The sequence below is a fragment of the Candidatus Hakubella thermalkaliphila genome (assembly GCF_013281975.1).
GTDB lineage: Bacteria > Actinomycetota > Humimicrobiia > Hakubellales > Hakubellaceae > Hakubella > Hakubella thermalkaliphila.
In genome coordinates, this window is the sequence record NZ_BLRZ01000003.1 from 1 (window position 1) to 25,327 (window position 25,327).

The 25,327-nt window shown below is 47.5% G+C and carries 25 protein-coding genes and 1 tRNA gene; 6 read left to right on the forward strand and 20 right to left on the reverse strand.

What is annotated here, in order from left to right; all coding sequences use genetic code 11:
- Positions 1–30: 30 nt before the first annotated feature.
- The 4 genes from HW443_RS00565 (at position 31) to HW443_RS00580 (ending at position 2,292) form a co-directional block, all read left to right on the forward strand.
- Entirely contained in the window at positions 31–1,110 is a 1,080-nt protein-coding gene (locus tag HW443_RS00565; RefSeq protein ID WP_258190435.1) for a helicase-related protein, read from the forward strand.
- A gap of 46 nt (positions 1,111–1,156) precedes the next feature.
- Complete coding sequence (locus tag HW443_RS00570; protein WP_176225934.1) at positions 1,157–1,339, forward strand: TA system antitoxin ParD family protein; 183 nt, start codon at positions 1,157–1,159, stop codon at positions 1,337–1,339.
- A complete protein-coding gene (locus HW443_RS00575; RefSeq protein WP_176231185.1) occupies positions 1,336–1,935 on the forward strand; it encodes a hypothetical protein in 600 nt (199 codons plus the stop codon). Before HW443_RS00570 ends, HW443_RS00575 begins: the two co-directional genes overlap by 4 nt.
- Before the next feature lie 120 nt (positions 1,936–2,055).
- Positions 2,056–2,292 carry a hypothetical protein gene (locus HW443_RS00580; protein ID WP_176231186.1) on the forward strand — a complete coding sequence of 79 codons (237 nt, stop codon included), beginning with the start codon at positions 2,056–2,058 and terminating at the stop codon, positions 2,290–2,292.
- Positions 2,293–2,429: 137 nt separating this feature from the next.
- On the opposite strand, the gene HW443_RS00585 is transcribed toward HW443_RS00580, so the two are convergent.
- The 3 genes from HW443_RS00585 to HW443_RS00595 form a co-directional block, all read right to left on the reverse strand.
- Positions 2,430–3,377: a DUF5667 domain-containing protein gene (locus tag HW443_RS00585; protein WP_176237820.1), complete on the reverse strand. Its 948-nt coding sequence runs from the start codon at positions 3,375–3,377 to the stop codon at positions 2,430–2,432.
- 47 nt (positions 3,378–3,424) lie between these two features.
- A complete protein-coding gene (locus HW443_RS00590) occupies positions 3,425–3,613 on the reverse strand; it encodes a hypothetical protein (protein ID WP_176231188.1) in 189 nt (62 codons plus the stop codon).
- Positions 3,614–3,964: 351 nt separating this feature from the next.
- Positions 3,965–4,040: transfer RNA gene (locus tag HW443_RS00595), tRNA-Ile, on the reverse strand.
- A gap of 101 nt (positions 4,041–4,141) precedes the next feature.
- Here HW443_RS00595 and radC point away from each other — a divergent pair.
- Positions 4,142–4,876: a RadC family protein gene (gene radC, locus HW443_RS00600; protein ID WP_176231189.1), complete on the forward strand. Its 735-nt coding sequence runs from the start codon at positions 4,142–4,144 to the stop codon at positions 4,874–4,876.
- A 153-nt stretch (positions 4,877–5,029) separates the two neighbouring features.
- Positions 5,030–5,506: a hypothetical protein gene (locus HW443_RS00605; RefSeq protein WP_176225926.1), complete on the forward strand. Its 477-nt coding sequence runs from the start codon at positions 5,030–5,032 to the stop codon at positions 5,504–5,506.
- 40 nt (positions 5,507–5,546) lie between these two features.
- Here the strand turns inward: HW443_RS00605 and HW443_RS00610 are convergent, their stop codons facing one another.
- The 17 genes from HW443_RS00610 to HW443_RS00690 all read right to left on the reverse strand — a co-directional run bounded on the left by HW443_RS00610 (position 5,547) and on the right by HW443_RS00690 (position 25,050).
- Positions 5,547–6,629, reverse strand: coding sequence for an ABC transporter ATP-binding protein (locus tag HW443_RS00610; RefSeq protein ID WP_176231190.1), 1,083 nt, complete (start codon positions 6,627–6,629; stop codon positions 5,547–5,549).
- Positions 6,630–6,643: 14 nt separating this feature from the next.
- The gene (locus tag HW443_RS00615; RefSeq protein ID WP_246273224.1) at positions 6,644–8,338 is read right to left on the reverse strand and encodes an ABC transporter permease; all 1,695 of its coding nucleotides are present in this window, start codon (positions 8,336–8,338) and stop codon (positions 6,644–6,646) included.
- 129 nt (positions 8,339–8,467) lie between these two features.
- Complete coding sequence (locus tag HW443_RS00620; protein WP_176235270.1) at positions 8,468–9,577, reverse strand: Fe(3+) ABC transporter substrate-binding protein; 1,110 nt, start codon at positions 9,575–9,577, stop codon at positions 8,468–8,470.
- 593 nt (positions 9,578–10,170) lie between these two features.
- A complete protein-coding gene (locus HW443_RS13735) occupies positions 10,171–10,455 on the reverse strand; it encodes a Druantia anti-phage system protein DruA (protein WP_407079587.1) in 285 nt (94 codons plus the stop codon).
- A gap of 447 nt (positions 10,456–10,902) precedes the next feature.
- Positions 10,903–11,067, reverse strand: coding sequence for a FeoB-associated Cys-rich membrane protein (locus HW443_RS00630; protein ID WP_176230986.1), 165 nt, complete (start codon positions 11,065–11,067; stop codon positions 10,903–10,905).
- Positions 11,068–11,086: 19 nt separating this feature from the next.
- Complete coding sequence (locus HW443_RS00635; RefSeq protein ID WP_176230985.1) at positions 11,087–13,255, reverse strand: heavy metal translocating P-type ATPase; 2,169 nt, start codon at positions 13,253–13,255, stop codon at positions 11,087–11,089.
- A 135-nt stretch (positions 13,256–13,390) separates the two neighbouring features.
- A complete protein-coding gene (gene feoB, locus HW443_RS00640) occupies positions 13,391–15,607 on the reverse strand; it encodes a ferrous iron transport protein B (protein WP_176230984.1) in 2,217 nt (738 codons plus the stop codon).
- On the reverse strand, positions 15,604–15,831 hold the full coding sequence (locus tag HW443_RS00645) for a FeoA family protein (RefSeq protein ID WP_176229660.1): 228 nt from the start codon (positions 15,829–15,831) through the stop codon (positions 15,604–15,606). Before HW443_RS00645 ends, feoB begins: the two co-directional genes overlap by 4 nt.
- Positions 15,832–16,192: 361 nt before the next feature.
- Positions 16,193–16,447 carry a FeoA family protein gene (locus tag HW443_RS00650; protein WP_176229661.1) on the reverse strand — a complete coding sequence of 85 codons (255 nt, stop codon included), beginning with the start codon at positions 16,445–16,447 and terminating at the stop codon, positions 16,193–16,195.
- Complete coding sequence (locus HW443_RS00655; protein WP_176230983.1) at positions 16,447–16,755, reverse strand: hypothetical protein; 309 nt, start codon at positions 16,753–16,755, stop codon at positions 16,447–16,449. Before HW443_RS00655 ends, HW443_RS00650 begins: the two co-directional genes overlap by 1 nt.
- A gap of 537 nt (positions 16,756–17,292) precedes the next feature.
- Positions 17,293–18,312: an ABC transporter ATP-binding protein gene (locus tag HW443_RS00660; protein ID WP_176230982.1), complete on the reverse strand. Its 1,020-nt coding sequence runs from the start codon at positions 18,310–18,312 to the stop codon at positions 17,293–17,295.
- Positions 18,313–18,340: 28 nt separating this feature from the next.
- The gene (locus tag HW443_RS00665; RefSeq protein WP_176237821.1) at positions 18,341–19,390 is read right to left on the reverse strand and encodes an ABC transporter ATP-binding protein; all 1,050 of its coding nucleotides are present in this window, start codon (positions 19,388–19,390) and stop codon (positions 18,341–18,343) included.
- Positions 19,391–19,557: 167 nt separating this feature from the next.
- Positions 19,558–20,508, reverse strand: a complete 951-nt coding sequence (gene opp4C, locus HW443_RS00670) for an oligopeptide ABC transporter permease (protein ID WP_246273181.1) — start codon at positions 20,506–20,508, stop codon at positions 19,558–19,560.
- A 31-nt stretch (positions 20,509–20,539) separates the two neighbouring features.
- Positions 20,540–21,511: an ABC transporter permease gene (locus HW443_RS00675; RefSeq protein ID WP_176230980.1), complete on the reverse strand. Its 972-nt coding sequence runs from the start codon at positions 21,509–21,511 to the stop codon at positions 20,540–20,542.
- Positions 21,512–21,662: 151 nt separating this feature from the next.
- Complete coding sequence (locus HW443_RS00680; RefSeq protein ID WP_176230979.1) at positions 21,663–23,267, reverse strand: ABC transporter substrate-binding protein; 1,605 nt, start codon at positions 23,265–23,267, stop codon at positions 21,663–21,665.
- A 180-nt stretch (positions 23,268–23,447) separates the two neighbouring features.
- The gene (gene secG, locus HW443_RS00685) at positions 23,448–23,681 is read right to left on the reverse strand and encodes a preprotein translocase subunit SecG (protein ID WP_176230978.1); all 234 of its coding nucleotides are present in this window, start codon (positions 23,679–23,681) and stop codon (positions 23,448–23,450) included.
- 790 nt (positions 23,682–24,471) lie between these two features.
- Positions 24,472–25,050 (reverse strand): hypothetical protein, encoded by a 579-nt coding sequence (locus HW443_RS00690; protein WP_176230977.1) that lies wholly within the window; start codon positions 25,048–25,050, stop codon positions 24,472–24,474.
- Positions 25,051–25,327: the final 277 nt, after the last annotated feature.

The window sequence follows — 25,327 nt, forward strand, 5'->3', positions numbered from 1 at the left end:
GCCATCTGGGAACCTACTGGCTCACAGTTCTTGGTAAGTACTTCAGCCGGGGGCGAGGGCATCGATCTTCAGGTTTGCCACATTCTTTTCAACTATGACCTCCCCTGGAATCCGATGGCTGTTGAACAGCGGATTGGTCGAATTCACAGGTACGGGCAGACCGACACCGCGCAAGTTTATAACCTTGTCGCTGAAGATACCGTTGAAGAACGTATCTACGGCTTGCTTGAAGAAAAGCTACTGGAAATCGCTCAGACCATTGGCAAAGTCGATCCTGTGACAGGACAGGTTGTAGAAGATGTTAGGTCAGAGATTCTGGGGTTCTTGGGAAGCTCGCCCAATTATCAGGATCTTTACAAGAAAGCTCTTGTAGACAAAGATTATCAAAGAACCGAGCGAGAGATAATCGAGGCAATCGAGAAAGCTCACCAAGCCAGTGAAGCTCTTCGCCAGCTTGCGCAGGACCTTGAGTCGTTTAATTTCGGGCGATACCGAAACATGAAAGGGCCGTTTGCGCTTGATGATCTCAAGCTCTTCGTGAAAAGAGGAGTTCTCAGATTGGGAGGGGCATTCATACCTCAAGGAGATGTCATCTATATTGAGACTCCGAAGGTCTTACATCAGTATCCGAATGTTTCGCCCCGGTATGAAAATGTGGTATTTGACCGCAAACTCGCCATGAGAAAACGAAGGGCCGACTTGTTTGGCCTTGGTCATCCATTGGTAGATGCTCTTATAGAACATCTCAGAAGTCCACTCTTCTCCGGTGAGGTGAGTATTCATAAAGGAACGTCTGAAGCTCATACAATTTCAGTCAGGTGCATGTTCGTGGTGAATCTTGAAGAAGGAGTAAGGAAAGTTTTCTATAAGACATTCTCTCTGGCAGATAATGGCCAACTGGAGGAATTTCGACCAAGAACTGATGTTGAAGCGCTACTATCACTGAGGAATAGAACCGCGCAAATAGAGCATGATAAAACACTAGCTTTCCCGCAAGCTCTGAAGAATAGGATCTCTTCGATTATCACAGACGAGGAGGCTCGACTGAGAGCCAAGTTTGATAGAGTTCTTTCCGTAAATAGCCAGATAGTGGGGCTAATGGCAAATTAAAGGAGCAAACACTACTGTCTTCCATTCCTTCTTGGAGGTGATGGTCGTGAAGAGACAGGTATGCATAGGGTTATCAGAAGAGCTCAAGAAGAGAATTGAGATTAAGGCCAAGAGGTCTCATAGAAACTTTACCAATCAGGTAGAAGACTACCTGCAAATTGCCTTAATTGCAGAGGATAACCCTGATGTTCCCTTTGAGTTTATCAGGGACACATTAGTTTCGCCATGAATGGATTATTTTCTGATGCTGGATTCATTTACCAAAGGAAGGTTACCTTATATCACATTCTCGAAGCAATTTTGAATCGCGACTTATCTGACTCTAAAATTGAAGTTACTTTAGCGATTCGGCCGGATTCAGACGAAACATACAGTCTTGATTTTCTAATAGTCTCGAATAAGCAGACTCAGAGGTTTTTTGAAGTAAAGGACCGAACACGTTTTTGCAGAAAAAGTGAAATTCGGCCAATACTTGCTAACTTTTACAACACGTATCGAGGTCAAAACTTCAAAAATTGTGAGTTTACCTTAGTGCATTCTTGCCAAATAAAAGGTTTTTTAGAAAAAATTTATACTGATAAGAAAAAAGCGGTAGAAAGCATACTCGGAAATGTTAGTAACTTAGAAATTTTTTGTGATGTTTTTACACCAAAGCAGATTCTCAACGCCGTTGACATGAATTTAAAAAGGGGCGATCTTGATCTACGATCGATAGCTATGTGTGACGAGATACTTAAACAACTGTCTCTGAGGGAGTACGGCATTGCTGAAATAGTTTACCAGGCGCTACTCACATGTTATGAAAATGTGGTACAAGAAATCTAACGAATTGAAAGCCAAAGCAGCATACACAGCAAACGCCACATTTCCACTTGGAGACTTGGTACAGGTAGAGCTCTACAGGCTAATTATATAGCTTACCATCATCCAGAAAAACTTGAGACCTTGATCGAGCAACTTGTTGATTTATGGATTGAGGGATCGTATATAGGCAATCCGAAATCTTTATTTGAGTCCTACAAAGGGATCGCTAACGCAGGATTGAAAAAAGCCACAAGAACTAGGTTTAAAAGCCTGTATAGTAAAATGAAAAATTTAAACCCCAGACTTGTGCAGGTTGACTGGAAAGAGGCCAAAGCTGAGAAAAAGGCTGAATTAGGAAGGCCTTTTGATCTAGATTGATGAAACCTGTTGCCTTATCCAAATTCGAAAGGAAGTAGAAGAAGCTCACAAAAAGGGTTCAAGAAAAGACCAAAGAAGAGGTAACACTTATCTTCAACAATCCAGATGGGAGAGCTCAAGAAGGGAGATCTTTCTGATTAACGACCAGGTCTCCTACTACGAGGCATTTGAGGCGTTTCTGCTCCACCTCTTCCAGGCTGACTTTGTAATCGCTCAGTTTCCGGTTCTGATTCTTCTACTTCTCGTTCTTGCTCTTGCGTTTGTGGTCTTCCTGGTGTAGTCAGTTTTTGCGTTCCCGGTGGAGTTGGAATGGGCTGTTCGATTTTCTCAGGAACCGGGATGGTAGGAATCGGCACTCCTTTTTTCCTCAAATCTTCCAACCGTTTTTCTACATCTCGCCGTTTGTCCTCTGTTTTTTTCAATATTTCTTCTCGTTTTTGACCAGAGATAGCTTTCAGCGCCTCCTCGTACCCCCGCATTCCTGCTTCTATTGCTCGTTGAATTGCTGGCTTTGCCTGTTCAGGCACACGCTCGTATACATCAGCTAATACTGCCTGATGTTTAAGAGTAGCCTCGGAAACCTTGGTTAACACCTCATCAGTATCAAGGCCCTTGCCCTTGGCTTCCTGGGCCTTGCTTAAAGCACTGTTCAATTGCTCTTGATACCTTGCCAAGGCTTTTTCGGCAACCTCTGGCTTGCCCTTTTCCAGCAAGGCCTTTGCTTCGCCCAGCCGCTTTTCAGCAAGGTTTACCAACCGCTCACATTTCGCAACATCGCCAAAGGTAAAGAGAGTGCCTACATCCTCAGCCCAGCTTTTCAGGAAATAAAATGGACTGTCTGGCAGCATTCCCGGATCGGGTAATGTGTCGGTTTGGGCATAGGCCCCTCCTGCAAAAAGCAACAAACTGAAGACAGAAACAATCAAAAGTTTTTTCAGCATAATTTTCGCCTTCTTGCAGAATCGCAAGGTTTCTACAATCTGGTGTAGCTTCACAATTTTACTCGAACCTATTTTATCACAGACATTATAATCTTGTGACTTACGAACACCTGCCGCGGCATAGTGAGAAGAATCCTTGGCCATGTAGTCCGCAGCTTCCTCGAGATCGTTCCAAGCCACCTCAGTCCACGTTACCTGCCGAGCCATTTGGACATTCTTCGCTCTACCTCTTCCTGACTGAGCAGGCGGCCTTCCTTGATATCTTTCAGTCCGCGTTCGATCTTCTCTTGCACGTAGATATGGTACTGGATGTCCTCGAATGACGAGTCATCTGGAATCTGGTCAAGTATCTTCCGAACTTCTTCTTTCGCTGTACTCATGCTCACCTCTTGTTAAATGCATGGCGGCCTATTTACCCAAAAGCAAGTTTTCGGCGTTCATCTGGATCGTCCGTCAGGTTGAGAAGGAGGCCGTCTAGAGTGGCCGGCTCAACTATCATCACAGAATCCCCTTTTCGCAACGGAATGAAGAAAAGAGCGAACCTTAGTGTCGATCTCGTATCTTGGAGCTGATTTTGTTTTAACCCTACAGCGATACTTAAGAATCTTGGTTCAATATGTAGGGCAATTTCTTTAATTGAACCACAACATATTGTATGTATTCAGGTAAATGACGCTGTAGGGTTAAGATTAATTGGATAAAGAAGGGGCAAGAAAGGGCTTGACTATAAATGGTGGGCCCACCAGGACTCGAACCTGGGACCCGCGCATTATGAGTGCGCTGCTCTGCCAACTGAGCTATGGGCCCACTTCTAATATCAAAATGATAAAGAAAATATCCCCATTAGTCAATGCCGATATCTCAGCAAGCCCTTTACATCATAGATATTTAAAGATATAATTACACATATGAGTATAGGCCTAAGAGATAAAGACGATAAAAAGGCGAAGAAATCACTCACATTCTCCATAAAAAACTGGCCGGAGGATGAGCGTCCCCGGGAGAGACTGATTAAGTATGGTCCCGAGAGCCTCTCCGACGCTCACTTATTAGGTATCCTTCTACGGACGGGACACGGTAAGGATGGAAAGAATGCTGTAGATCTGGGGAGAGAAATTCTCAGCCGTTTCGGAAACCTTTCCTCCCTTGATGCTGCTGCCGTAACAGAGATTTGCCAGATCAGTGGTGTGGGTCTGGCCAAGGCCGCCCAGATAAAAGCATCCATTGAGCTGGGTAAACGAGTGGTTTCTGTGCACAATGGGGGACTGCCCAGGTTCAAATGCTGTGATGATGTGGCCAGCTACTATCTGCCGGTCATGCACAACCTGAAAAGAGAGCAATTCAGGTGTGTGCTCTTGGACGGCAAAAACAGGGTCATAAAAGAGACCAAGGTTTCGGAAGGAAGCCTCACTACGTCGGTCGTTCATCCCCGTGAGGTTTTTATCCAGGCCATCCGAGAGTCAGCAGTATCGGTTATTTTGGTTCACAATCACCCCAGCGGGGACCCCTCTCCCAGCCAGGAAGACTTGAAGATAACTGAAAGACTGGCGAGAGCCGGAGATATTATCGGCATCAAAGTGCTGGATCACATAATCATTGGAGACAAAAGATTTTTCAGCTTTGCTCAGGAAAATGTATTGTAGAAGAACTACAATACCCTGCAAGAAAGATCTTCTGGCCATACTGCGCAGGGGGGAAAGAGGGCCGGTCTACGTTTACGATAACCACCGCCTTCTGTTAGAATTGGCTTATCGGAAAAGCAGCATTAAGATTCTAATACAGAAAGGCAGATCCACATGAGAATCTTACTTTCCATTTTGTGTATCATCACTGCCCTTGTCTATATCGCTATCTACTCCTTCTTTGAGCCTATGTTAAGGCTTCTGGAGAACGTTCAGCTTTCTGATTTTTCCTTCTTTGTGCTCAGAGCATCCTTTCTGGTAGCAGCAGGGTTCTGCATCGGCACTCTGGGCAAGCTTATGTTCAGATGGGAAGGAATGAGAACCAGCTTCAATGCCAGAACTTTCCTGATTATGGGCTTGATTCCGCTGATACTTCTGATTTTTTCCCACGGAACCTTGATGCAATATCTGGTGAACCTGTTCTTTAGAAACAGCAGGGAGATATCGGAATTGCTTTTCTATCTTTTCTCTCAGCAAGCTATTTGGGCACTATGGGTAGGATTCTCCCTGGGGTGCTCCACGGAGACCAGACCTGTTTCTGTACAACCTCCTCACATAAATAGCTTTGGCAATGGCGTCGTCGATTCCTAAATAGGTTTCATCTTTCGTGGGTGCCGCTCCGCCTGGGCAATTACTTTCGAAAAACTACAATATGCTTAGTGTCTACTTTAATCTTTACCCTGCTGCCTACAGGAATGATTTTTGTGGATGGTTTTATGGAATGGATAGCCTTTCCATCAGGAAGCAGCAATTTATACAGAATCTGAGCCCCCAAAAACTGCGCCTCTATTACGACGGTGTTTCCGCCTGGCTCTACGGTAAAATCTACGTCATCAGTCCTGATCATTAATTCCACATCTCTGACTTCATCGGGTATATCACCATTAAGCGGAAACATCCCCAAATCACAGATAACCAGGGACCCTTCAATCCATCCATGAACGAAGTCAGCCTTACCCACAAAATCAGCCACAAATCGGCTGCGTGGTTTGTGGTATATCTCATCAGGGGTCCCCACCTGCTCAAGTTTTCCATTATTTAACACACCAACCCTATCAGAAAGCGAAAGGGCTTCCTCCTGCTCGTGAGTTACAAGTATGGTTGTTGTACCTTTCTCTTTAAGTATCCACTTTGTTTCATGGCGTAACTCATCTCTCAGATCTGCATCCAGGCTAGAAAATGGTTCATCTAAAAGCATCACCTTTGGTGAGGGAGCAAGGGATCTGGCCAGGGTAATTCTCTGCCGTTCTCCTCCGGATAATTCATGAGGATATTTGTGTGCCATATGGGGAAGCCCTACCATTTCCAGTAACTCCATTACCTTTTGTTTAAGCTCCTTCGGACTACATCCTTTTAATCCAAAGGCGATGTTCTTAAAGACGGTCAGGTGAGGAAATAAAGCGTAGTCCTGAAAGACAATGCCAACGCCTCTCTTTTCCGGAGGAACCCACACACCCTCTCCGACCACAACCTCATTACCAATAGTAATAGCACCTTCATCAGGTCTATCGAGTCCCCCAATAAGTCTTAGTGTTGTAGTTTTGCCACATCCTGAAGGTCCCAGTAAAGAGAAAAACTCTCCTTTTTCCACAACCAGGGTCAAGCCCGAGACAGCCTTTACCTTATCGAAAGACTTAGAAACATTATCCAATAAAACATGGGATGACCATGCTTTTCTGGCGCACACATTGTCTCTATTTAGTTTAAATGCCATTGTTAGCTTCCTGGTTATTTCGACCTTTTCGGTGTAGCCGCACCTATTAGTAATATTACCGGCAGCAGGCCTGCTATTACAATAATGAGAGCGGGCAAGGAGGCCCCGGCCCAGATGGACTCAGCCGCCATTTGCCAAACCCATACCGCAAGGGTATCATACCCAAACGGTCGAAGCATAACGGTAATAGGGAGTTCTTTCATGACATCCACAAATACTAAGCTTGCACCGACAAACATACCGGGACCGACCAACGGTAGATGTATCCGCCACAAAAGCTTCCAGGGAGAAGCTCCCAGGGTTCTGGCAGCCATAGTAATATTGGGAGTGATCTTCTCGAGACTGGATTCCACACTGTTATAAGCCACAGCCATAAAACGAACCACATAAGCATAGGTTAGCCCTACCACCGAGCCAGTAAATATAAGTCCGATGGTTATACCCCACCAGCTTTGGAGGAGGTCGTTTATGGTATGATCTAGAGTGGATAAAGGCACCAGTATGCCTACCGCAATAACTGCTCCCGGAATAGCATAGCCCATCGTTGCCAGGTGAGCAGCAGTCCGAGCTACTCTACCCTCGCTAAGGCGAACGCCATTAGCCAATATCATTGCTATTGCTGTCGCAAATCCGGCTGCCAGTACGGATAGAAGTAGACTGTTAAAAGTTAACCCCAGGTACACCGAAATAGCCTCTGCGGGCGTCCTGGTTATTTCGATAAGTGCCCAGTGGAACAATTGCATTACGGGTAGAGCAAAGGCAACTGCCACCACCAGGCTACAAGTGCTCGTGGCAAACCATCTTTTCCAGCCTCTAAGATTAACAGGTGGGATGCCCAGAACCTTTCCCCCTAGCTGGTAATAGCGGGAGCGTCCCCGCAAACTGCGCCCGAACAAGATAATTAGCAAAACAAAGATAACTAATAATCCAGACAGCTCAGAAGCAGCGCGCAAATCCATCATACCGTGCCAGATACGAATAACACCATCAGACAGGGTGGGAAAATTAAAAAATCGCACGGTAGCGAAATCGGTTAAAGCTTCCATCATAGCCAGAGTCAGGCCAGCAACAATAGAGGGTCTGGCCAGAGGGAGAGCAATGCGGAAAAAGGATTCAGCTCTGCTATAACCCAGAACCCGGACCTCCTCAAAGGTGGCACCTGACTGCTCATAAAAGCCCGCCTTGGCCAAGAGATAAACATAGGGATAGAGTACCAGAACCATGACCAGGATCGCTCCACCACCGGAGCGAATTTCGGGAAACCAGATGTTCTGGCCAAACCACTGACGCAAGATAGACTGAACTGGTCCAGCAAAATCAAAGGTAGCCATATATACAAAGCCCAGCACGTAAGTGGGCACGGCCATGGGCAGGACAAGGAGCCAGTTTAAAACAGTTTGACCCGGAAACCGATAAGCCACCATCAGCCAGGCTAATCCGGTGCCCAGAAGGAAGGTGCCCACTCCCACTCCAGGTAGCAAAACAAAAGTATTGCTCAGCATTTCGGGCAAAAGGGTATCCCAGAGATGGATCCAAATCTGCCGGGTAGGTGTTAAAAGGGCAGAGCTAACTACACCCACTGGTAACATTACCACTGCCGCAATTAACAGAGGTGAGACGGGCAGGCCTTGCAGCCAATGCCCGCATCTCAAATACCATGAGCGGGTAAGATTAGCAACTGCTCGCATTATTCTGGCTGTAGAGTCCACTCTCTCACCTCCTTCCCCAAGGGAAGGAAGACTCTCCTTAGATTTACTTCTCCTCGGTGAGGGATCCATCCAAGCCTATCCCTTCCCCTTGGACGAGGAAGGGATAGGCTGAGAGTACAGAAGGGTTACTTATTTATAGCCAACTCGGTCTAATAGTTTGATAGCAGTAGCTTGCAGGAGACCATATTCTGCTATGCTAATGGGATCCCTGGTGAAAGGGCCAAAACCAACAATAAGGGGATGCGGGGTGACCTCAGGGTTTGCTGGAAATTCATGATTTGTATCTGCAAACAGCTTCTGTCCCCCAGGACTACTTAACCATTCTAGCAGCTTGATGGCGTTTTCCCGGTTTGGGGCATGGGCGGTGACTCCAGCACCGTTAATGTTAACGTGTACCCCCCGCTCATCCTCTCCCTGGTTGGCCCAAAATATACGCACCGGGAAGGCTGGATCGGCCTCTGAAAGGCGAGCCAGATAATAGTGATTGGCGATCGCTACGTCGCCTCCGCCTGCAGCAAGTGTCTCCAGGATCCGAGTATCACTGTCAATTAAGGTAGGCTCATTAGCCAACCATCCTCGGATAATCTCCTCAGCGCCAGCTTCATCGTGAGCTGCAATAAGGCTAGCAACTAGAGATTGAGTATAAGAGTGAGTAGCCGGTCTCAGGATTAAACGGCCGCGCCATTGGGGATCGGCCAACGCCTCATAAGTAGAAAGCTCCTCCGGACTGACCCGCTCCGGATGATACATGATGGTGCGTACGCGCTGGGTAAGGCCAAACCAGCGGTTTTGCGGGTCTCTCAGATTAGCCGGGATATTCTGTTCTAATATTTCACTCTCCACAGGCTGAAGGAGACCATCCTGAGCAGCAAGCCAGAGATTGCCAGCGTCTACCGCGATATAAATATCAGCAGGTGTAAAGCGACCCTCGGCTTTAAGGCGCTCACGTAGAGCAGCGTCACTGCCGGTGGTAAACCGCACCTCGATCCCCGTCTCTTTAGTAAACTCAGTAAATACTGGTTCCACTCCGTAGTGACGGGCTGAGTAGAGATTAACTACCTGCCTTGTTTGTCCTGGCTCCTCTCTTACTATCTCTTCTTTCGGTACCTCCTCTTTTACTATCTCCTCTTTTACTATCTCCTCTCCTGGCACTGTTATGCGACCTATAGCCACCCCCAATAACAGGACTAAGCTTACTAAGACCACAATGGACCCAATCAGTACGCCTTTCTTAGCCATTTTCTAATCTCCTTTCTATCCACTTCACTTTTTTCAAAAATAGGCAGGTTTAAAACGGGGATTTCTTATACTGACACCTGGTCCTCCTTTTTATGATCATTGACTCTGATATGAGTAGTGTTTTAAGTTAGCCCAGGCAGAGGGCTGGCTACCTATCGGCAGTTAGCATTATAAACTAAATGAAAATGAAATGCAAGTACAAAATTTCTTAATTTAAGGGGCATGACTACCCGGTGGCCTTCCCCACATAAGATCCAATTGGCCGCTTTGTAACAGGTCCCTTGAAACCCCCGCGCCGGGTCCACAAAGGTCTCCAACCACACCAGCTCATGATGGTAAACCTTCTCTTAAGTTCATAAGGTCCACCAAACGTTGACACCTCTTGGTGACATTAAGAAGGACCACCAAACGTTGACACTTGAGGTCTCGCCCCCATGAGGACGCTTAATCCTAATTTGGCTCAGCCAGCGTTGTAAAAGTGTCAACGCTGGCTGGACTGTGCCGAGATTAAAAAAGTGTCAACGTTTGGTGAGCCTAAAGTGTCAACGCTGGCTGAACCTTGTCATTAAGTCCTTAAGAAATCCTTCTCGCCATCAACCCCAACAGATGAGAGGCCAGATAGGGAACGCGCACCCAGGGTAAAATGAGAAAAGGGTATTGGTCACCACCCGGCAAAGATTCTTTAGCCGTTGCTCCTTCGTCCACCCCAAATAGCGGTCTCGACACCCCAGGTGACGGGGCGCAGAACACCATCCCAAACAGGCCACCGGCCGACCCTGGGACAGGGCCAGATACTCCAGATGCTCTCCCACTGGCCGGCTATAGCCCAAATAGTGGTATTGCTCGATCAGCCCCTTATAGAGCTTCTTTTGAGGCAGTGCGCCGGACCTGAATGAGTTGGATGGACTTTAAATCGGATAACTTAGCTATGATCGGAGTCTGATCCACCCGGACCAGGGCCGGCTTTCTTGGCTCAGACCAAAGATAAGAGGGCTTGTTTCGAGGAGGGGGAAGCTGAAGTTAGCCCTAGAGCCTCCAGTTGCAACAACAACCCCCGGCAGACCATATCCTTGAGGATACCGTTCGGTTGAGTCCAACCCCACCTCCGGCAGATCTCTTGGGATAGGAAGCGGCGGCTTTTTTCGGGATGGGCGGCCAGGACTTCTCTGATCTCATTGATCTCTTTTCAGAGGGGCTCTTTAGTTGATTAGGGGACCGCTACCGAACAGTTAAGGTGTGCTACAAAGGCACGGATAGATGAATGGTCATATAATTTTGGAGGGCTACTCATAAAATGCTTGCACAGCTTTTTCATAGATGAAATTTCAGGGGTCATTACCTGGTTTTTTTGAATTCCATTTCTTTTTCACTTCACAGGTGCCTGAACTACAACCCTGACAATATCCCCTTTTTTCCCACAGGGAACGGTATAAAAGATATACCACTCCTCCTATGATTAAAACCATCCATAAAATATCCACAAGTCCCATCTTAGCCCTCCCTTAAAAATCAAAATCGCCTCTTCCATCTCAACAACCTCATGGAGTTAAGTATCACCATCAGCGAGCTTGTTTGATGAAAGACTGCTGCTGCAATCATACTGATAAAACCCTGTGATGCCAGGGCGATCATAACTGTATTGAATACCAGAGCAAAAAAGAGGTTTTGCCTGATTACAGACAGCGCCTTTCTGCCAAGATTGATCACCTTCGGCACACTCAGGATATCGTCATTTAAGATAGCAATATTAGCAGCCTGAACCGCTATATCACTCCCAACAACGCCCATGGCTATACCAATGTCTGCAGTGGCTAATGCAGGGGCATCATTAATGCCGTCTCCAACCATAGCAATAGTGTTGCCTTGCTCCATCAATGCCTTGATTTTATTGACCTTGTCTTCTGGGAGAAGCCCTGCGGCCACCTCTTCAATACCGAGTCTCCGGGCAATGGCTGAGGCGGTGCGGAGGTTATCTCCTGTATATAAAGCGATAATCGCTATCCTGCCTGACCTCAATGACTGTATGGCTTCTGCAGAGCTTTCCCTTAGCGTGTCAGATAGGCTTATAACTCCGCATACTTCTTTACTACAGCAAAAGTTATCCTTTATATGAGCATCTGGCATATGAGTATCTGATGCGCAAATATCATTGCATTTATCTGTGCCGTGTGCAACTATCAGGGCTGTCTCCCCCAGCCTTTCCCTGTCCTTCATGTATTCATCAGCCGCAGCAGAAAGTGCAATATTGTTGTCTCTTAAAAGACTTCTATTGCCAACGACAATATGCATACCATTATGTTTAACCTCAATTCCCTGCCCCTTCTTTACCTTGAAGTCATCAGGCGCTGCAATTATAAGCTCCCACTCACCTGCCTTATCCAGTATCGCCCCTGCGAGGGGATGTTCTGAAAACTTCTCAGCCACTGCAGCAAGCTGGACTATATCCTCTTCCTTATGGCCGCAGACCTCCTTTATCGCAACGACTTTTGGAGCGCCGTAAGTGAGCGTGCCTGTCTTATCAAAGATAACACCGTTGACCCTGCCAACTGCCTCTAAAGCCCCCCCACCCTTGATCAGGATCCCTCTACGGGCAGCAGCGCCTATTGCTGCAACAACTGCTGTTGGTGTGCCGAGAACAAGGGCGCAGGGACATGCGACGATCAGCACAGTTATTGCCCTCCGGACATCCCCTGTGGCTAAAAAAACGATTGCAGACAGGATGAGTATTGCAGGAACAAAGTATTTCGCAAATCTGTCAACAGTCCTCTCTACAGGGGCTTTCCTTCCCTGAGCCTCTGTAATCATCCTCTCTATCCTGGCAACAGTTGTATCCCTGCCGACCTTTGTCGCCTTTATCTCAACCGCTCCGACTTTATTTATAGTGCCTGAGTAAACATCATCACCTGAAGACCTTTCTACAGGTATTGACTCCCCTGTAATGAGAGACTGATCAATGGTTGCATCCCCCTTAACAATAACCCCGTCTATGGCAATATGCTCCCCTGAGCGCACAACCACGACATCACCTACTTTTATCTCTGAGGAGGGGACATCCACCTCAAGGTCACCTCTTTTTAGTTTTACTGTATCAGGTATTAAAGATGCTAATCCTTTAATTGCCCTGGTTGTTCTTGCAAGGGTTACAGATTCTAAAAACTCTCCCAGCAGCAGAATAAATATCACAAGCCCTGCCTCTGTATAATCCCCTATAGCAATAGCAGCAGAGGCTGCAATGGCAACCAGGGCATCAACATTGAGTTCCCTTTTAATCAATGCCTTGATGGCCTTTGAAGCTATAGGGTAGCCCCCAATCATTATAGCCGCAAGCGCCATGGAGTCGGTTATGACAGGCGGAATCCCTGTTAGTAGATGGATAAGCCACGAAGACAGGAGCAAGATACCAACACTAAAAACACGCGCTGTCTCTTTATACTTATATTCAAAGGCATCAGTTACACTTCCCCTTGTCTCTGTAACAGCATAGCCCAGCGAGGTAAAGACCTTTTTTATTGCTGTTACTTCAATGGCTTCAGGATTATATTTTACAATTGCCTGAGCAGTCACAAAGCTGACGGATGCCTCTTCAATGCCATTTAGGCTTGCAAGTTCCTTCTCTATCTTATTTGCACAGTCCTGGCAGGTCATCCCTTTAATAGAAAATTTTATTTTATGTGACATGAGCTTTACCTCTTACATTCAAGGTTGAACAGTAGGGCAGCCGTCTCGGCTGTCCTGTCATTTTCACCTTTTAGGACAGGCGGGGCGCCTGTCCTACTTAGGATTAGCGGTGAAACCGCTCAACTTAGGTTTTATTTACTCAAATCCCAACAGTCTTCCTCCCTGATAAACCACAAATGTCACTACCCACGCCAGTATCATCAGGTACAGAAACGCTATCACAGACCACCTCCATGTAACAAATTCATGTCTCAGGGCTATCATAACAATTACGCATGGCATATAAAGCAGGGTAAATACCATAAAGGCAAAAGCGCTGAGGGGTGTAAATGCTTTTTGCATTGCAGTCCTCATGGGCCCAGGTTCGTCCTCTCCAGCGGCAAGAGATACAACACCAACTGAAGAAAAGACATTCACTACAGCGCCCTTAAAGGCGCCAATAAAAGATGTCCCTATCTCCTTTAAATCCTCTCCTAATGTAGGGGTCTCTCCCTCCTCTTCCTCTAAGGCTCCCGGAATGTATATTTCACCCATTGTCCCAACCACTATCTCTTTGGCGATTACGCCTGTAATCAGTGCAGATGCAGCCTCCCAATTCCCAAATCCAAGCGGTTCAAATACCGGTGCAACTACCTGGCCTGCCTGCCCTAAAAAGGAGTCCTTTTTATGCTCAACACCCCATGGCAGATTGAGGAGAAACCATATGAGTATGGATACCGCAAGTATGTACGTTCCTGCCTTTATCAGAAAGTGTCTCCCCTTTTCCCATGTATGTATCATAAGGCTTCTAAATGAGGGCATCCTGTATGGTGGAAGCTCCATGATAAACATAGGGGCTTCGCCTTTAAAGAGCGTCCTCTTAAATATAACCCCCATGACTACTGCCATAGCAATTCCAAGCACATATAATGACCAGATGACCGTTCCTGCACGGGCAGCAAAGAATGCGCCTATAAAGAGGACATATACAGGGAGCCTTGCCCCACAAGACATAAGGGGCACGATCAATGCAGTCAATACCTTGTCCTTTGGATTTTCCAATGTCCTTGTTGCATATATGGAAGGGACATTGCACCCGAACCCAAGAAGCATGGGTATGAAAGATTTGCCATGCAGCCCCATGGCGTGCATTGCCCTGTCCATGACAAATGCAGCCCTTGCCATATAGCCGCTCCCCTCAAGAAAAGTGACCGCAAACATCATGGCGAATATAATAGGCACAAACACTAAAACAAACCCAACCCCTGCGATGACTCCGTCTGTGGCAAGGGAGACAGTCCATGCAGGCGCATGAATGACTCCAAGGATTGCCTCTGCCCATCTTGGAAATGGCCCAGCCATCATTTCGTCCACCCAGTCAATAAAGGGTGTTGATACATCAAAGACTAATTTAAATACAACCCACATGGCGGCAAGAAATATCGGAATGCCAAGGAATCTGTTCAGGACAACCCTGTCAATCTTTTCTGTTAAATCTATCTTTCTGAATTCAGGCTTTTTCAATACCTCATGGGTAAGCCCTGTAGCCTGGGCGTATCTTGCATCTGCCATGATGGACTCAATATCATCGCCGTGCGCCTTTTTGAGATGATTTATAACATCTCTGACAGGCAATCCGTTGCCAGCGATATTTATCTCCTTATAAACATGGTCGTCTCCCTCCATAAGCTTAAAAGAGAGCCACCTAAGTGGATATTTTTCTGCAAGGGCAGGATAGGCATTCTTAATCTGCATCTGTAATGCCGATGATGCATCTTCAATGTCCTGTCCGTAATTCAGTTGATTTGGCAAATGCGAGGGGATGGCATCTGCAACCTCAATAATTGCCTTCAGCAGATCATCCAGCCCCTTTTTCTTTGTTGATACTGTTGGAATAACCCTAACTCCCAGCGCCTCCTCCATAGCCTTTGTGTCGATCTTGTATCCTTTTTTCTCTGCCTCATCATAGATATTCAAGGCAATGACAATCGGTATCCCCAGCTCCATCATCTGAACGGTCAGATACAGGTTTCTTTCAAGGTTTGTGGCATCTACAATATCGATGATCACATCGGGCTTTTCATGGACAAGGTAGTCCCTGGCTATGATTTCCTCCTGCGTGTAAGGACTGAGGCTGTATGCGCCGGGCAGGTCAACAAATTTTATTTTTCTTCCTTCATACTCAAGCATTGCCTCCTTCTTTTCAACAGTAACACCGGGCCAGTTGCCCACATGCAACCTCGTCCCTACGATGGCATTGATGAGGGTTGATTTGCCTGAATTAGGATTGCCTGCAACAGCAACGGTTATGGTTTTTCTTTCTGATACCTGACTACCGACTGAGGACTGCCTACTAACGACTGTTTGACTCATTTCGCCACCTCCACAGATATCCCCTCTGCCTCTTTCTTTCTAAAGGAGAGGTTATAATTTTTTATTGTTACTTCAATTGGGTCGCCGAGGGGCGCTATTTTTTCCACCTTTATCTCTTCCCCGACAAGCACACCCATGTCCATAAGTCTTCTTTTAAGTGGACCGATTGCTCCGATTTTTGTAATTCTCCCTTTTTCCCCTGGTTTAAGCATTGAAAGATTCATGTTATCTCCTCCTTTTTTGATTGAAATTATGATATGGCGTTACTGCAAAAACCAGATTTTGGGCCAATTTACCATCCGATTTAGATTCGCCGGACAGAGCCAAATACACAAATTTTGACCTTTTTGCAGTAACGCCATGATATACTTTCAGTATGGAGCCAATACCATTCTTAGTTGATAGCGGCCCCCCATTTGCATCAGGCAGCCACCTCTTCCTTTCCTTGTCACTTTTGTTTTAGCCCTACAACATCATTTACCTGAATACATACGCCCTGACAGCAATAGCTTTTGTTATCGTCTTTGCGATACAGGACAAAAAAAAGCATACTCATTAATAGCCGAAAGCACATAACTATTCCCTTCACTCTTCTATCCTCTTCACCATTATCTTCATCGCCATGTCTCTGCCGATGGCAATTCGTGATTCGTTAACTTTTACAACGAGGGGACCTTGCCCCTCGTTGTTCAGCACTTCAACCACATTGCCAATTCGTAAACCCATGTCCTCCACATGACAGATATGTTTCTCTTTTTTGCCGCAACCATGACCCTTTTCTGTCTTAATCTCCACCACCTCTGCCTTTTCACCTATGTTTAAAAACGACAAGGAAGACATTACTCTGCCACCTCCTTTGCCTTAAACTTCTTTCCCTGAAATTCCTCGTCCTCTACTGCAATCTCATCTATAATCTGTTCCATCCTTTCAAGGCGTGTGTCCGCATCCTGCTTTTCCTTTATCCTTGAAAAGATATATGTCCCTCCGATAACAGCACCTGCGCCGGCAGCGATATTTAAAAGGGTCTTAAAATATCTCTTTGCCCTGTTCTTTGCCTCCATGATTTTCCTTTCAAGATATTTAGATGCCCTGAATTTCCCGACAACATCAGGGTTCTCAAACCTTATCCTTCCCGGCAATACGCTCAATGGAGCGATTATCCTTCCTCCCTTTTATTTTTTCTGCAACTGAAGGCTTTTTCAGGATTTCGGACCTTATTCTGATCCTGCCTTCTACATTATAAACTAAACGAAAATGCAATGCAAGTACAAAGTTATGTGTTTATGTGTTAGTTCCAATCTGGGATAACAAATTGCGGCATGCCCTCTCCTCTACAAGAGATGACTTATTGCTGCGTAATGAATCTTCTGTATCGGTCGGCTGAGGAAGATCAACGGCATGAAGGAGGTCTGGGGGATAGGCAGAGAATGGGGCATGAGAGTGAAACAGAAAGTGGAACAAAGCTAAAACGTTTTGGTGCAGATAGAAAAACTCTGGCAGAAAGAAGGTCTCCAGCAATAGAAGAACCTATGAAACCCTCATGCCACAGATGGCACAAAGGAACATGAAAATTAAGATGCATTTTCAGAGGAAATAAAAAGAAAGACATAGGTAACGCTATGGCTAAAATCGAAGGAGGTTCTCCACTAACAGAACAATCTCTGAAATAGATGCTGTTTTTCTTCTCAAGCCATCTCCGGCCCCACTCCGGGATGCCAGCAGGCTACCAGATGACCTTCGCTGTCTCCCCAGCTCTCCAGAGGTGGTTCCTCCTGGGTGCAGATATCGCTCATCCGGGAACAGCGGGGATGGAAGTGACATCCGGAGGGAGGATTTATGGGGCTGGGTACATCTCCCTCCAGGACGAAACGAGATCTTTGTCTTTCTTTCGCAGGGTCCGGAATGGGCACGGCAGCCAGGAGAGCCTGGGTATAGGGATGGGCCGGGGCTTCATAGAGCTTCAGACTATCGGCTATCTCCACGATCTTGCCCAGGTACATCACCGCCACCCGATCACTGATATGACGAACTACTGAGAGATCATGGGCAATAAAGAGGTAGGTGAGATTAAATTCATCCTGCAGATCATCCAAAAGGTTTAAGATCTGGGCCTGGACGGAGACGTCCAGGGCGGAGACCGGCTCATCGCAGACGATGAACTGGGGCTTAAGAGCAAGGGCCCGGGCCACCCCTATCCTCTGCCTCTGCCCTCCGCTAAACTCATGGGGATAGCGGTTAGTGTGCTCGGGGTTGAGGCCCACGGTCTCCAGAAGCTCCTTAACATTTTTCTTGCGCCATGTGCTATCGCCCACCTGGTGAATGAGCAGCGGTTCCTCCACAATGCTACCCACGGTCATGCGGGGATTGAGGGAGGCATAGGGATCTTGAAAGATGACCTGCATGTTGCGCCGGAGGTGGCGCAGAGTCTCTCTGGCACAGCCCAGGACGTCGATACCATCAAAGATGACCCTTCCCTGAGTGGCCTCGATAAGGCGGAGGATGAGACGGGCCGTGGTGGACTTGCCACAGCCACTCTCACCTACCAGACCCAGGATCTCTCCCCTCTCGATCTCAAAGGATACTCCATCTACGGCATAAACATAGCCCACCGTCTTTCTGATGATACCTTTTTTGATGGGAAAATGCTTTTTCAGATTCTCTACCTTTAGGAGCACCTGGTTAGTGCCCTGGCTTTTTACGGCCATCGCTCACAACTCCCTGTCTTAGTGGCTCTTACTTGTCCTTAAGTACATGTCTCTGGCCCTCCGCACTCTTTTCCACCAGAGTCTCCCGATAGTATCTCACCTCGGCCTCGCTGAGGTGGCAGGCCACCTTATGAAAAGATCCCACCTCCCTCAACTCAGGAACCACTTTGAAGCAGATCTCCCTGGCATAGGGACAGCGGGGATGGAAGCTGCATCCCGAAGGTACATGAATTAAGGATGGCGTAACTCCCTCAATGGGAACCAGCCTCCTCCTTTTGGTCTCATCCAGGCGGGGGATGGAGCGGAGTAAGCCCCAGGTATAGGGATGGTGTGCGCGGTAGAAGATACTGTCCTCATCACTATGCTCCACGGCCTTACCCCCATACATAATAACGATGTTGTCGGCCATCTCGGCAATAACTCCCAGATCATGGGGGATGATAACAATGGCGAAGTTGGTAGAGTGCTTGATCTGATTCATAAGCCTCAAGATTTGAGCCTGAATAGTCACATCCAGAGCAGTGGTGGGCTCATCGGCAATTAAGATCTTGGGGTTGCAGGACAGGGCCATGGCAATCATCACCCTCTGGCGCATCCCTCCGCTAAACTGATAAGGATAATCGTTGATCCGCTCCTCAGGTCGGGGAATACCCACCTGGGCCAGAAGCTTTATGGCTCTCTGGCGGGCCACTTTCTTGTCCACCTTCTGGTGCAAGATGATGGCTTCCATGATCTGGTAGCCCACAGTGAAGACAGGATTCAAGGAGGTCATGGGATCCTGGAAGATCATGGCTATCTCGTTGCCCCGGATGGAGTGCATTTCCTTCTCTGTGAGGCCCAGCAGGTCCCGGCCCTCGTAGAGCACTTCCCCCTCTAATATCTTACCCGGAGGATCAGGAATAAGCCTCAGTACGGAGAGAGCAGCCACAGTCTTGCCGGAGCCTGATTCTCCTACTATGCCCAGAGTCTCTCCGGGGGAGAGGTCGAAGGATAACCCGTCCACAGCTTTGACCACACCCTCCATGGTGTAGAAGTAGGTCTTGAGGTTGCGCACTGAGAGAAGGGGTTGGCCTGCCATATCTGGACCATCAACTTCAGGTTAACACTTTGCGATTCAACCCTTCTTCGGTAACTAAGCCTTCAAACATGAGAGAGTGAGCATTTTGCCTCCGACAGAAATCCCTCACCTAAAAGGGTCAACCTGTAGTTGCTAGTAACCCACCTCCATCTTACTTACCTATATCTTTATGTGTATCGCCTGTATAAGGTCTGTCTGGGATCCAGGGCATCTCTCAGCCCGTCACCCACAAAATTGAAACACAGGACGGTCAGCACAATCATCAGCCCCGGGAAATAGGTGAGCCAGGGATACTGGGTCATGGTAATCTTGGCTTTGTGGAGCATGTTGCCCCAACTGGGAGTGGGGGGTTGGATGCCAAATCCCAGATAGCTCAGGACAGACTCGATGAGTATGGCGATGCCCACCATCAGGGTAGTGCTCACGATTATGGGAGCCATGGCGTTAGGAAGGATGTGTCTGACAATTATCCTCCAGTCGGAAGCTCCCAGGGCTCTGGCCGCCTGGACGTAGTCCTCTTCTCTGATGGACAAAAACGAACCTCTGACCAGCCTGGCCACTGAAGTCCAGGTTAAAAGTCCCAATATGATGATTATTCCACCCAGTCCAGGTCCCTTTATAGCCGCCACCACGATGAGCAAAGGAAGAAGAGGGAGGGAAAGCATCAGGTCTACAAACCTCATCAGAAGGTTGTCCACCCACTTCCCATAATATCCAGCGATCATACCGATAAGAGTGCCAATGGTTGAGGAAAGAATGGCCACCACTGTGCCCACCATCAGGGATATCCGCCCTCCGTACAACACTCTGGTCAGTGTATCTCTTCCCAACTCATCGGTACCAAACCAGTGCTGGGCGCTGGGGGGCGAGTACATATTATAGAGATCTATCTCGTCGAACTCATAGGGGGTTATCCAGGGTGTAAGAATGGCAAGGCTGTAAAGAACGACCAGGACCACAAGTCCTGCCATAGCCAGCTTATGTCTCACAAACCGGCGGATGAATATCTGGAGAAGGGTTTTCCCGGCGTACTCCTCGGGAAGCGCCTCCCTTTCCCTCGCAGCCACCCCTTCATATCCTTCGCTTACCTGATCAATGAATCCGTCTCTATAGACCAAACTTCCTCAACCCCCAACCGGGCCTATCGCTCTAGTCATACCTGATCCTGGGATCGAAGACAGCGTACAGTATATCTGCTATCAGGTTGAATATAATTACCATTACTGAGAAGAGCATTACCGAGCCTATAACCACTGGATAATCTCTGCTCACCACCGCATCATAGAACAGTCTTCCCATCCCCGGCCAAGCGAAAACTGTTTCGGTAACCACTGCCCCACTGAAAAGAGCCGCCATATCTAGAGTCAGGATGGTTATCAGGGGGATCATGGCATTCCTGAGAGCGTGTTTTAATATGACGGTGCGCTCAGGAAGACCTTTGGCCCGGGCAGTCCTCAGATAGTCAGAGTTTATCACCTCCAGCATGCTGGCTCTCTGATACCTGCTCCAGCCAGCAATGGAGGCGATGGACAGAGTCATGACTGGAAGGGCCAGATGCTGCAATCTATTCACTATGTCGTGCTCGTACCCCACGGAGTACATGTGGGCAGAATAAAACCAATGTACCCCCGTCCACTTGTAAAGGTAGTAGGCAAAGAAGAGCTGAAGCATCAGTCCAAACCAGAATATGGGCAGGGAGTAGCCGAAATAAGAAAAACTGGTGCTGGCATGGTCAAACCAGGAGTACTGCCTGATAGCAGAATATATCCCTATGGGAATTGCCAGCATCAGAGCAAAAACCATGGAAATTCCCATCAACTGGAGGGTGTTGGGCAGCCGGTTCATTATCATGTCAAAGACTTCCCGGTGAGTCTGAAAGCTGGTTCCCCAATCTCCCCGAATATAAGCCATGAGCCAGGTCCAGTACTGAAGGTACCAGGGCTTGTCCAACCCCATCATGTGGATTATTCTCTGAACATCCTCAGGCCTGATCCTGGGATTCATGGTAAGCATGGCCAGAGGACCCCCTGGAGCCAGGTACATGATCAGGTACATCAGCACGCTGACCAGGAGTAAGAGAGGTATGCTGGCTAAAATTCTTCTAATAACAAAGGTAAGCATGGCATCAAAGTATTCTTTGATTTCTCTTTACTATTGTACCAGTTTGATTCTGCTCAACAAAAGTGGGAGTTCCTTTCATGGATCTCCCCGGAACTCCCACTTCTACTTCTTGCTTCGCTGTGTCGGGACAATATTCAATAATAGTCCCTTACTACTCTGGCTCTAGAGACCACTCCTCGGTATTCCAGAAGGTGCCTACCAGAGAAGGGTTAGCCTTTACACCCCTCAACCTGGCATTGAAGGCTACGATGTTGAGCCGCTGATATAAGGGCAGAAGGGCAGCGTCATCAGCCAGGAGTTTTTGAACCTCCTGGTACAGCGGAAGCCTCTTGGCATCATCCACTTCCGTATTGGCCTGCTTCAGAAGCTCAGTCACCTTATCGTTCTCATACCAGTAGCAGTTCTGACCCTCAGGGGGGATCCTATCCCTGGCAAATGTGGCCTCCAAATCGGGATCCGGCGATACCACCCAGGCCCAGATACCCATCTCATAGTCGCCTTTGTCCACCTTTTCGCTGAACCACGTGGCCGCATCGTAGTTATCAATGGTCACGTTGATGCCCACCTGGCGCAACTGAGACTGGATAACCTGCTGTATCTGCTCTCGGGCAACATTACCAAAGGTGGTCCCCAGCTTCAGTTTCAGCGGCTTTTCCGCCAGAACCTCCGCCGTATATCCAGCCTCAGCCAGATGCTGTTTGGCCTTCTCCGGGTCGTAGGTATACTGCTCCCAGGCCGGAGTGTAGACCGCCTGAGTGGGAGCATAGATGGACTGCAGAACACCAACCTGACCCTTAAGCACCTGCTCTACAATGGTCTTCCGGTCTATGGCATAGCAGATGGCCTTTCTGACATTAATGTCCCTTAAAGGTGAACCAGCGTCCTTCTGATTGAAGGCCAGATGCTCCCAGATAAGCCCTCCCTGCACCTGAACCTCCACACCTTCGATGGCCTGGAGTTGCTCAAGGAGAGCTACATCCGGAGGAGGAATAATCAGATCCACCTCACCAGTCTTAAGCATAGTGATCAGGGCCATGGTCTCCGGGTGAAACCTGAAGGTAATGGAATCCAGTTTGGGTTTAACCCCGTTAGGGCCACCCCAGTAGTTCTCGTTCTTTACCAGAGTGATGTGATCTCCGGCAGCCCACTCTTTGAGGATGAAGGGCCCGGAGCCCAGAATCTCCTGATTCATGGCTGTGTTGAAATCTTTGCCCTCCAGCCAATGTTTGGGCAGAATTCCCCTGAAGATATCTTTCCAGGGAGCATAAGGCTCCTTGAACTTGACTATGGCAGTCAGGGGATCAGGGGTCTCAATGCTCTCGATCTTCTCATAGCCCACCCGACTGATAATTAGCCAGTCTGGATTCATGATGGTCTCCCAGGTGAACTTGATGTCCTGGGAGGTCAGGGGCTCCCCGTCGCTCCAGGTAATCCCCTCTCTCAGCTTATAAGTAATGGTGAAAGGCTCCTCGGTCAGAAGTTCATTCTCTACCGAGGGTATCTCAGTAATCAGCCAGGGATAGTAGTGGAGCTCATTGTCCAGGCCGATCAGCCCCTCAAGTACAGCCGCTGTGACATCCTGGGTGGCCATCATGGCCCCGCCCATAAGGAATCCGTTGAGAATAGCGGGTTCCTGATCGTAGCCAATTACTATATCTCCGCTCGGTCGCGGCGCGCACCCCGCTACAATATACAATGCAAAGACTACGCTGACCACAATAACAACGAACAACAGCCTTTTGGGAATATACATCATTACCTCCTTCTCCTATTTCCCTAAATCAACATCCCCACAGCAGCTTACAGCACTTGCCGTAGGGTTACCTTTATCAAAGGCAGCAACTTCGCACTGAAAATCGACCTTCACCTTGTCCCTTATTCGAGCATTCTAGGAAACCTGGGATGTTTGGTGCACCACCTCCCTCAGCAAAGCTGCTTAAAGTAAGATGACCAACACCAGAGTGGTTATGCCAAAGACTATGGAAAGGGCGATAGTTATCCGATTGAGGTTTTTCTCCACAATTCCCGAGCTAGCAAAAGAACTGACCACACTTCCGAAGGCTTCCGACAGTCCTCCTCCTCTTCCTGAATGAAGAAGAATAAAGAAGATAAGAGCTAAGGAAACAATAGTATGAATAACATAAAGAGCTATGATATACCAGGAATTCATTTCATGAACACCTTTCTTTAAGATGTTACGAAGTGTAGCACTTTTTGAGGTGGAAGGCAACAGAAACAGTAGCCTCAAGCAGAGAACCTTCCTTTACTTGTATCGATTAGATAGAAGGCATCCTAATTCGAAGGAAATGTTGGCTCCCCAAGCCTAAAGGACAGAGGCAAGGAGAATAACTAAAGGAATGCTGTCCTAAGAGCTGAAGGTAGGTAGCTTTTCTCGGCTTCGCTAATCCCTAAAGGAAGAATTTCTGAGTATATATAAAATCTCCACTCAGGGCAGCAAAGCTATAAGGTTTCCTTCGGCCTCTTCCAGAGCGGTGTCTGCCCTTCCACATTTCATCACTTTGAACAAGCCTACTTGCTACCAGCTACCGTCTGCACCAGTATCTCCGGGTGCCCCTCCGCCAAAGATCTCATTGACACCCTGCTGCGGAGCTGCTGATCTTCTCAGGCCAAAGAGACCCGGCCCACCCTCAGAACTTCTCTCCAGGTAGATCACAGACCAAAAAAGCACCGCTAACAGAAGAACCGACAGGAGCAAGAGTAAAATCACTATTGCGGTTACAAATGTGAATTGATGAGTAAACATAACTCTCCCTCTGTGTAGATTTGTTCATTGGTTCAATATTAGAGTACACTCCTCTAGACGTCAACATTTTAAACAACCTCCCTGCCGTCAGCCTGGGGGAGTTCGGTCATACCGTCACTTCCACTTCCCTGACCTCGACCGTACCAGAACCCTCGGGTAGAGAATCCCAGAATACCACCCAGCTTTTAACGAAGGATCAATAGCAGCTCTCTCCGTTGACAAAAAACTTATGGGGGAGCAATACCACTTCTGGAAGGTCTTTGTTTTTTTTCATCGCCTCAAACAGAGCAAGGTGATTGGAGAGGAATTTTTCTGTAATACTGACATCCAATTGCCAGTCAGGAGTTTTTTGACTTTCTGGAATTGTCTTCCAGATTTCAAGAGAGGTCACTAAGGTAAAAGCTATTTGATCACCAGGCTGGAAGTATTCGAGCAATTCAGGAGCATTACACCCGAACTCAGTCCATTCCTTCCACTCTACAGGAAATTGCCAGTCAGTTAAAAAGATAGTATTCAACGCAAAGGGAGCCAAGGGCGGACCAAGAAGAAAAAGGTCTCTAACAAAGAATTCTTTGCTCTTAGGATTTTGAAAAGCTACTGGAACCAGAATCTTTTTTAACTCTTGGTCAAATTTGGGAGGACCTGCAATTACTGCTGAGGCCACATATTCTTCGTCTCCCCATTCCATCAGATACCAGATCGGCAATTCTTTGCCTCCACGAAATAGTCTGTTTTTAATCATCTCTGGAGTAAATTCTTTGACTTCTTCTTGCACAGGTCCTGCTAAGACCTCTTCTTCTGTGGCTACCTCTTTTTCCGCCTCTTCTTCGGTTGCTGGGGGAAGTGGGGAAGGTTCCTCGGCTTTAACTTCTTCTACCTCGGGCGCTTCTACCTCTACTTTGCGAGGAAAAAGAATTCCCTGGTTGAGAAAATAAGCCAAGGTCCCTCCTACTATTACTATTACTAAAACTACCCAGACATAATTAAAAGGTGCTAACTTCTTTGCTTTCATTTCCTCTCTCCTTTTCTATTTGAAAATCTTCCTCTATACT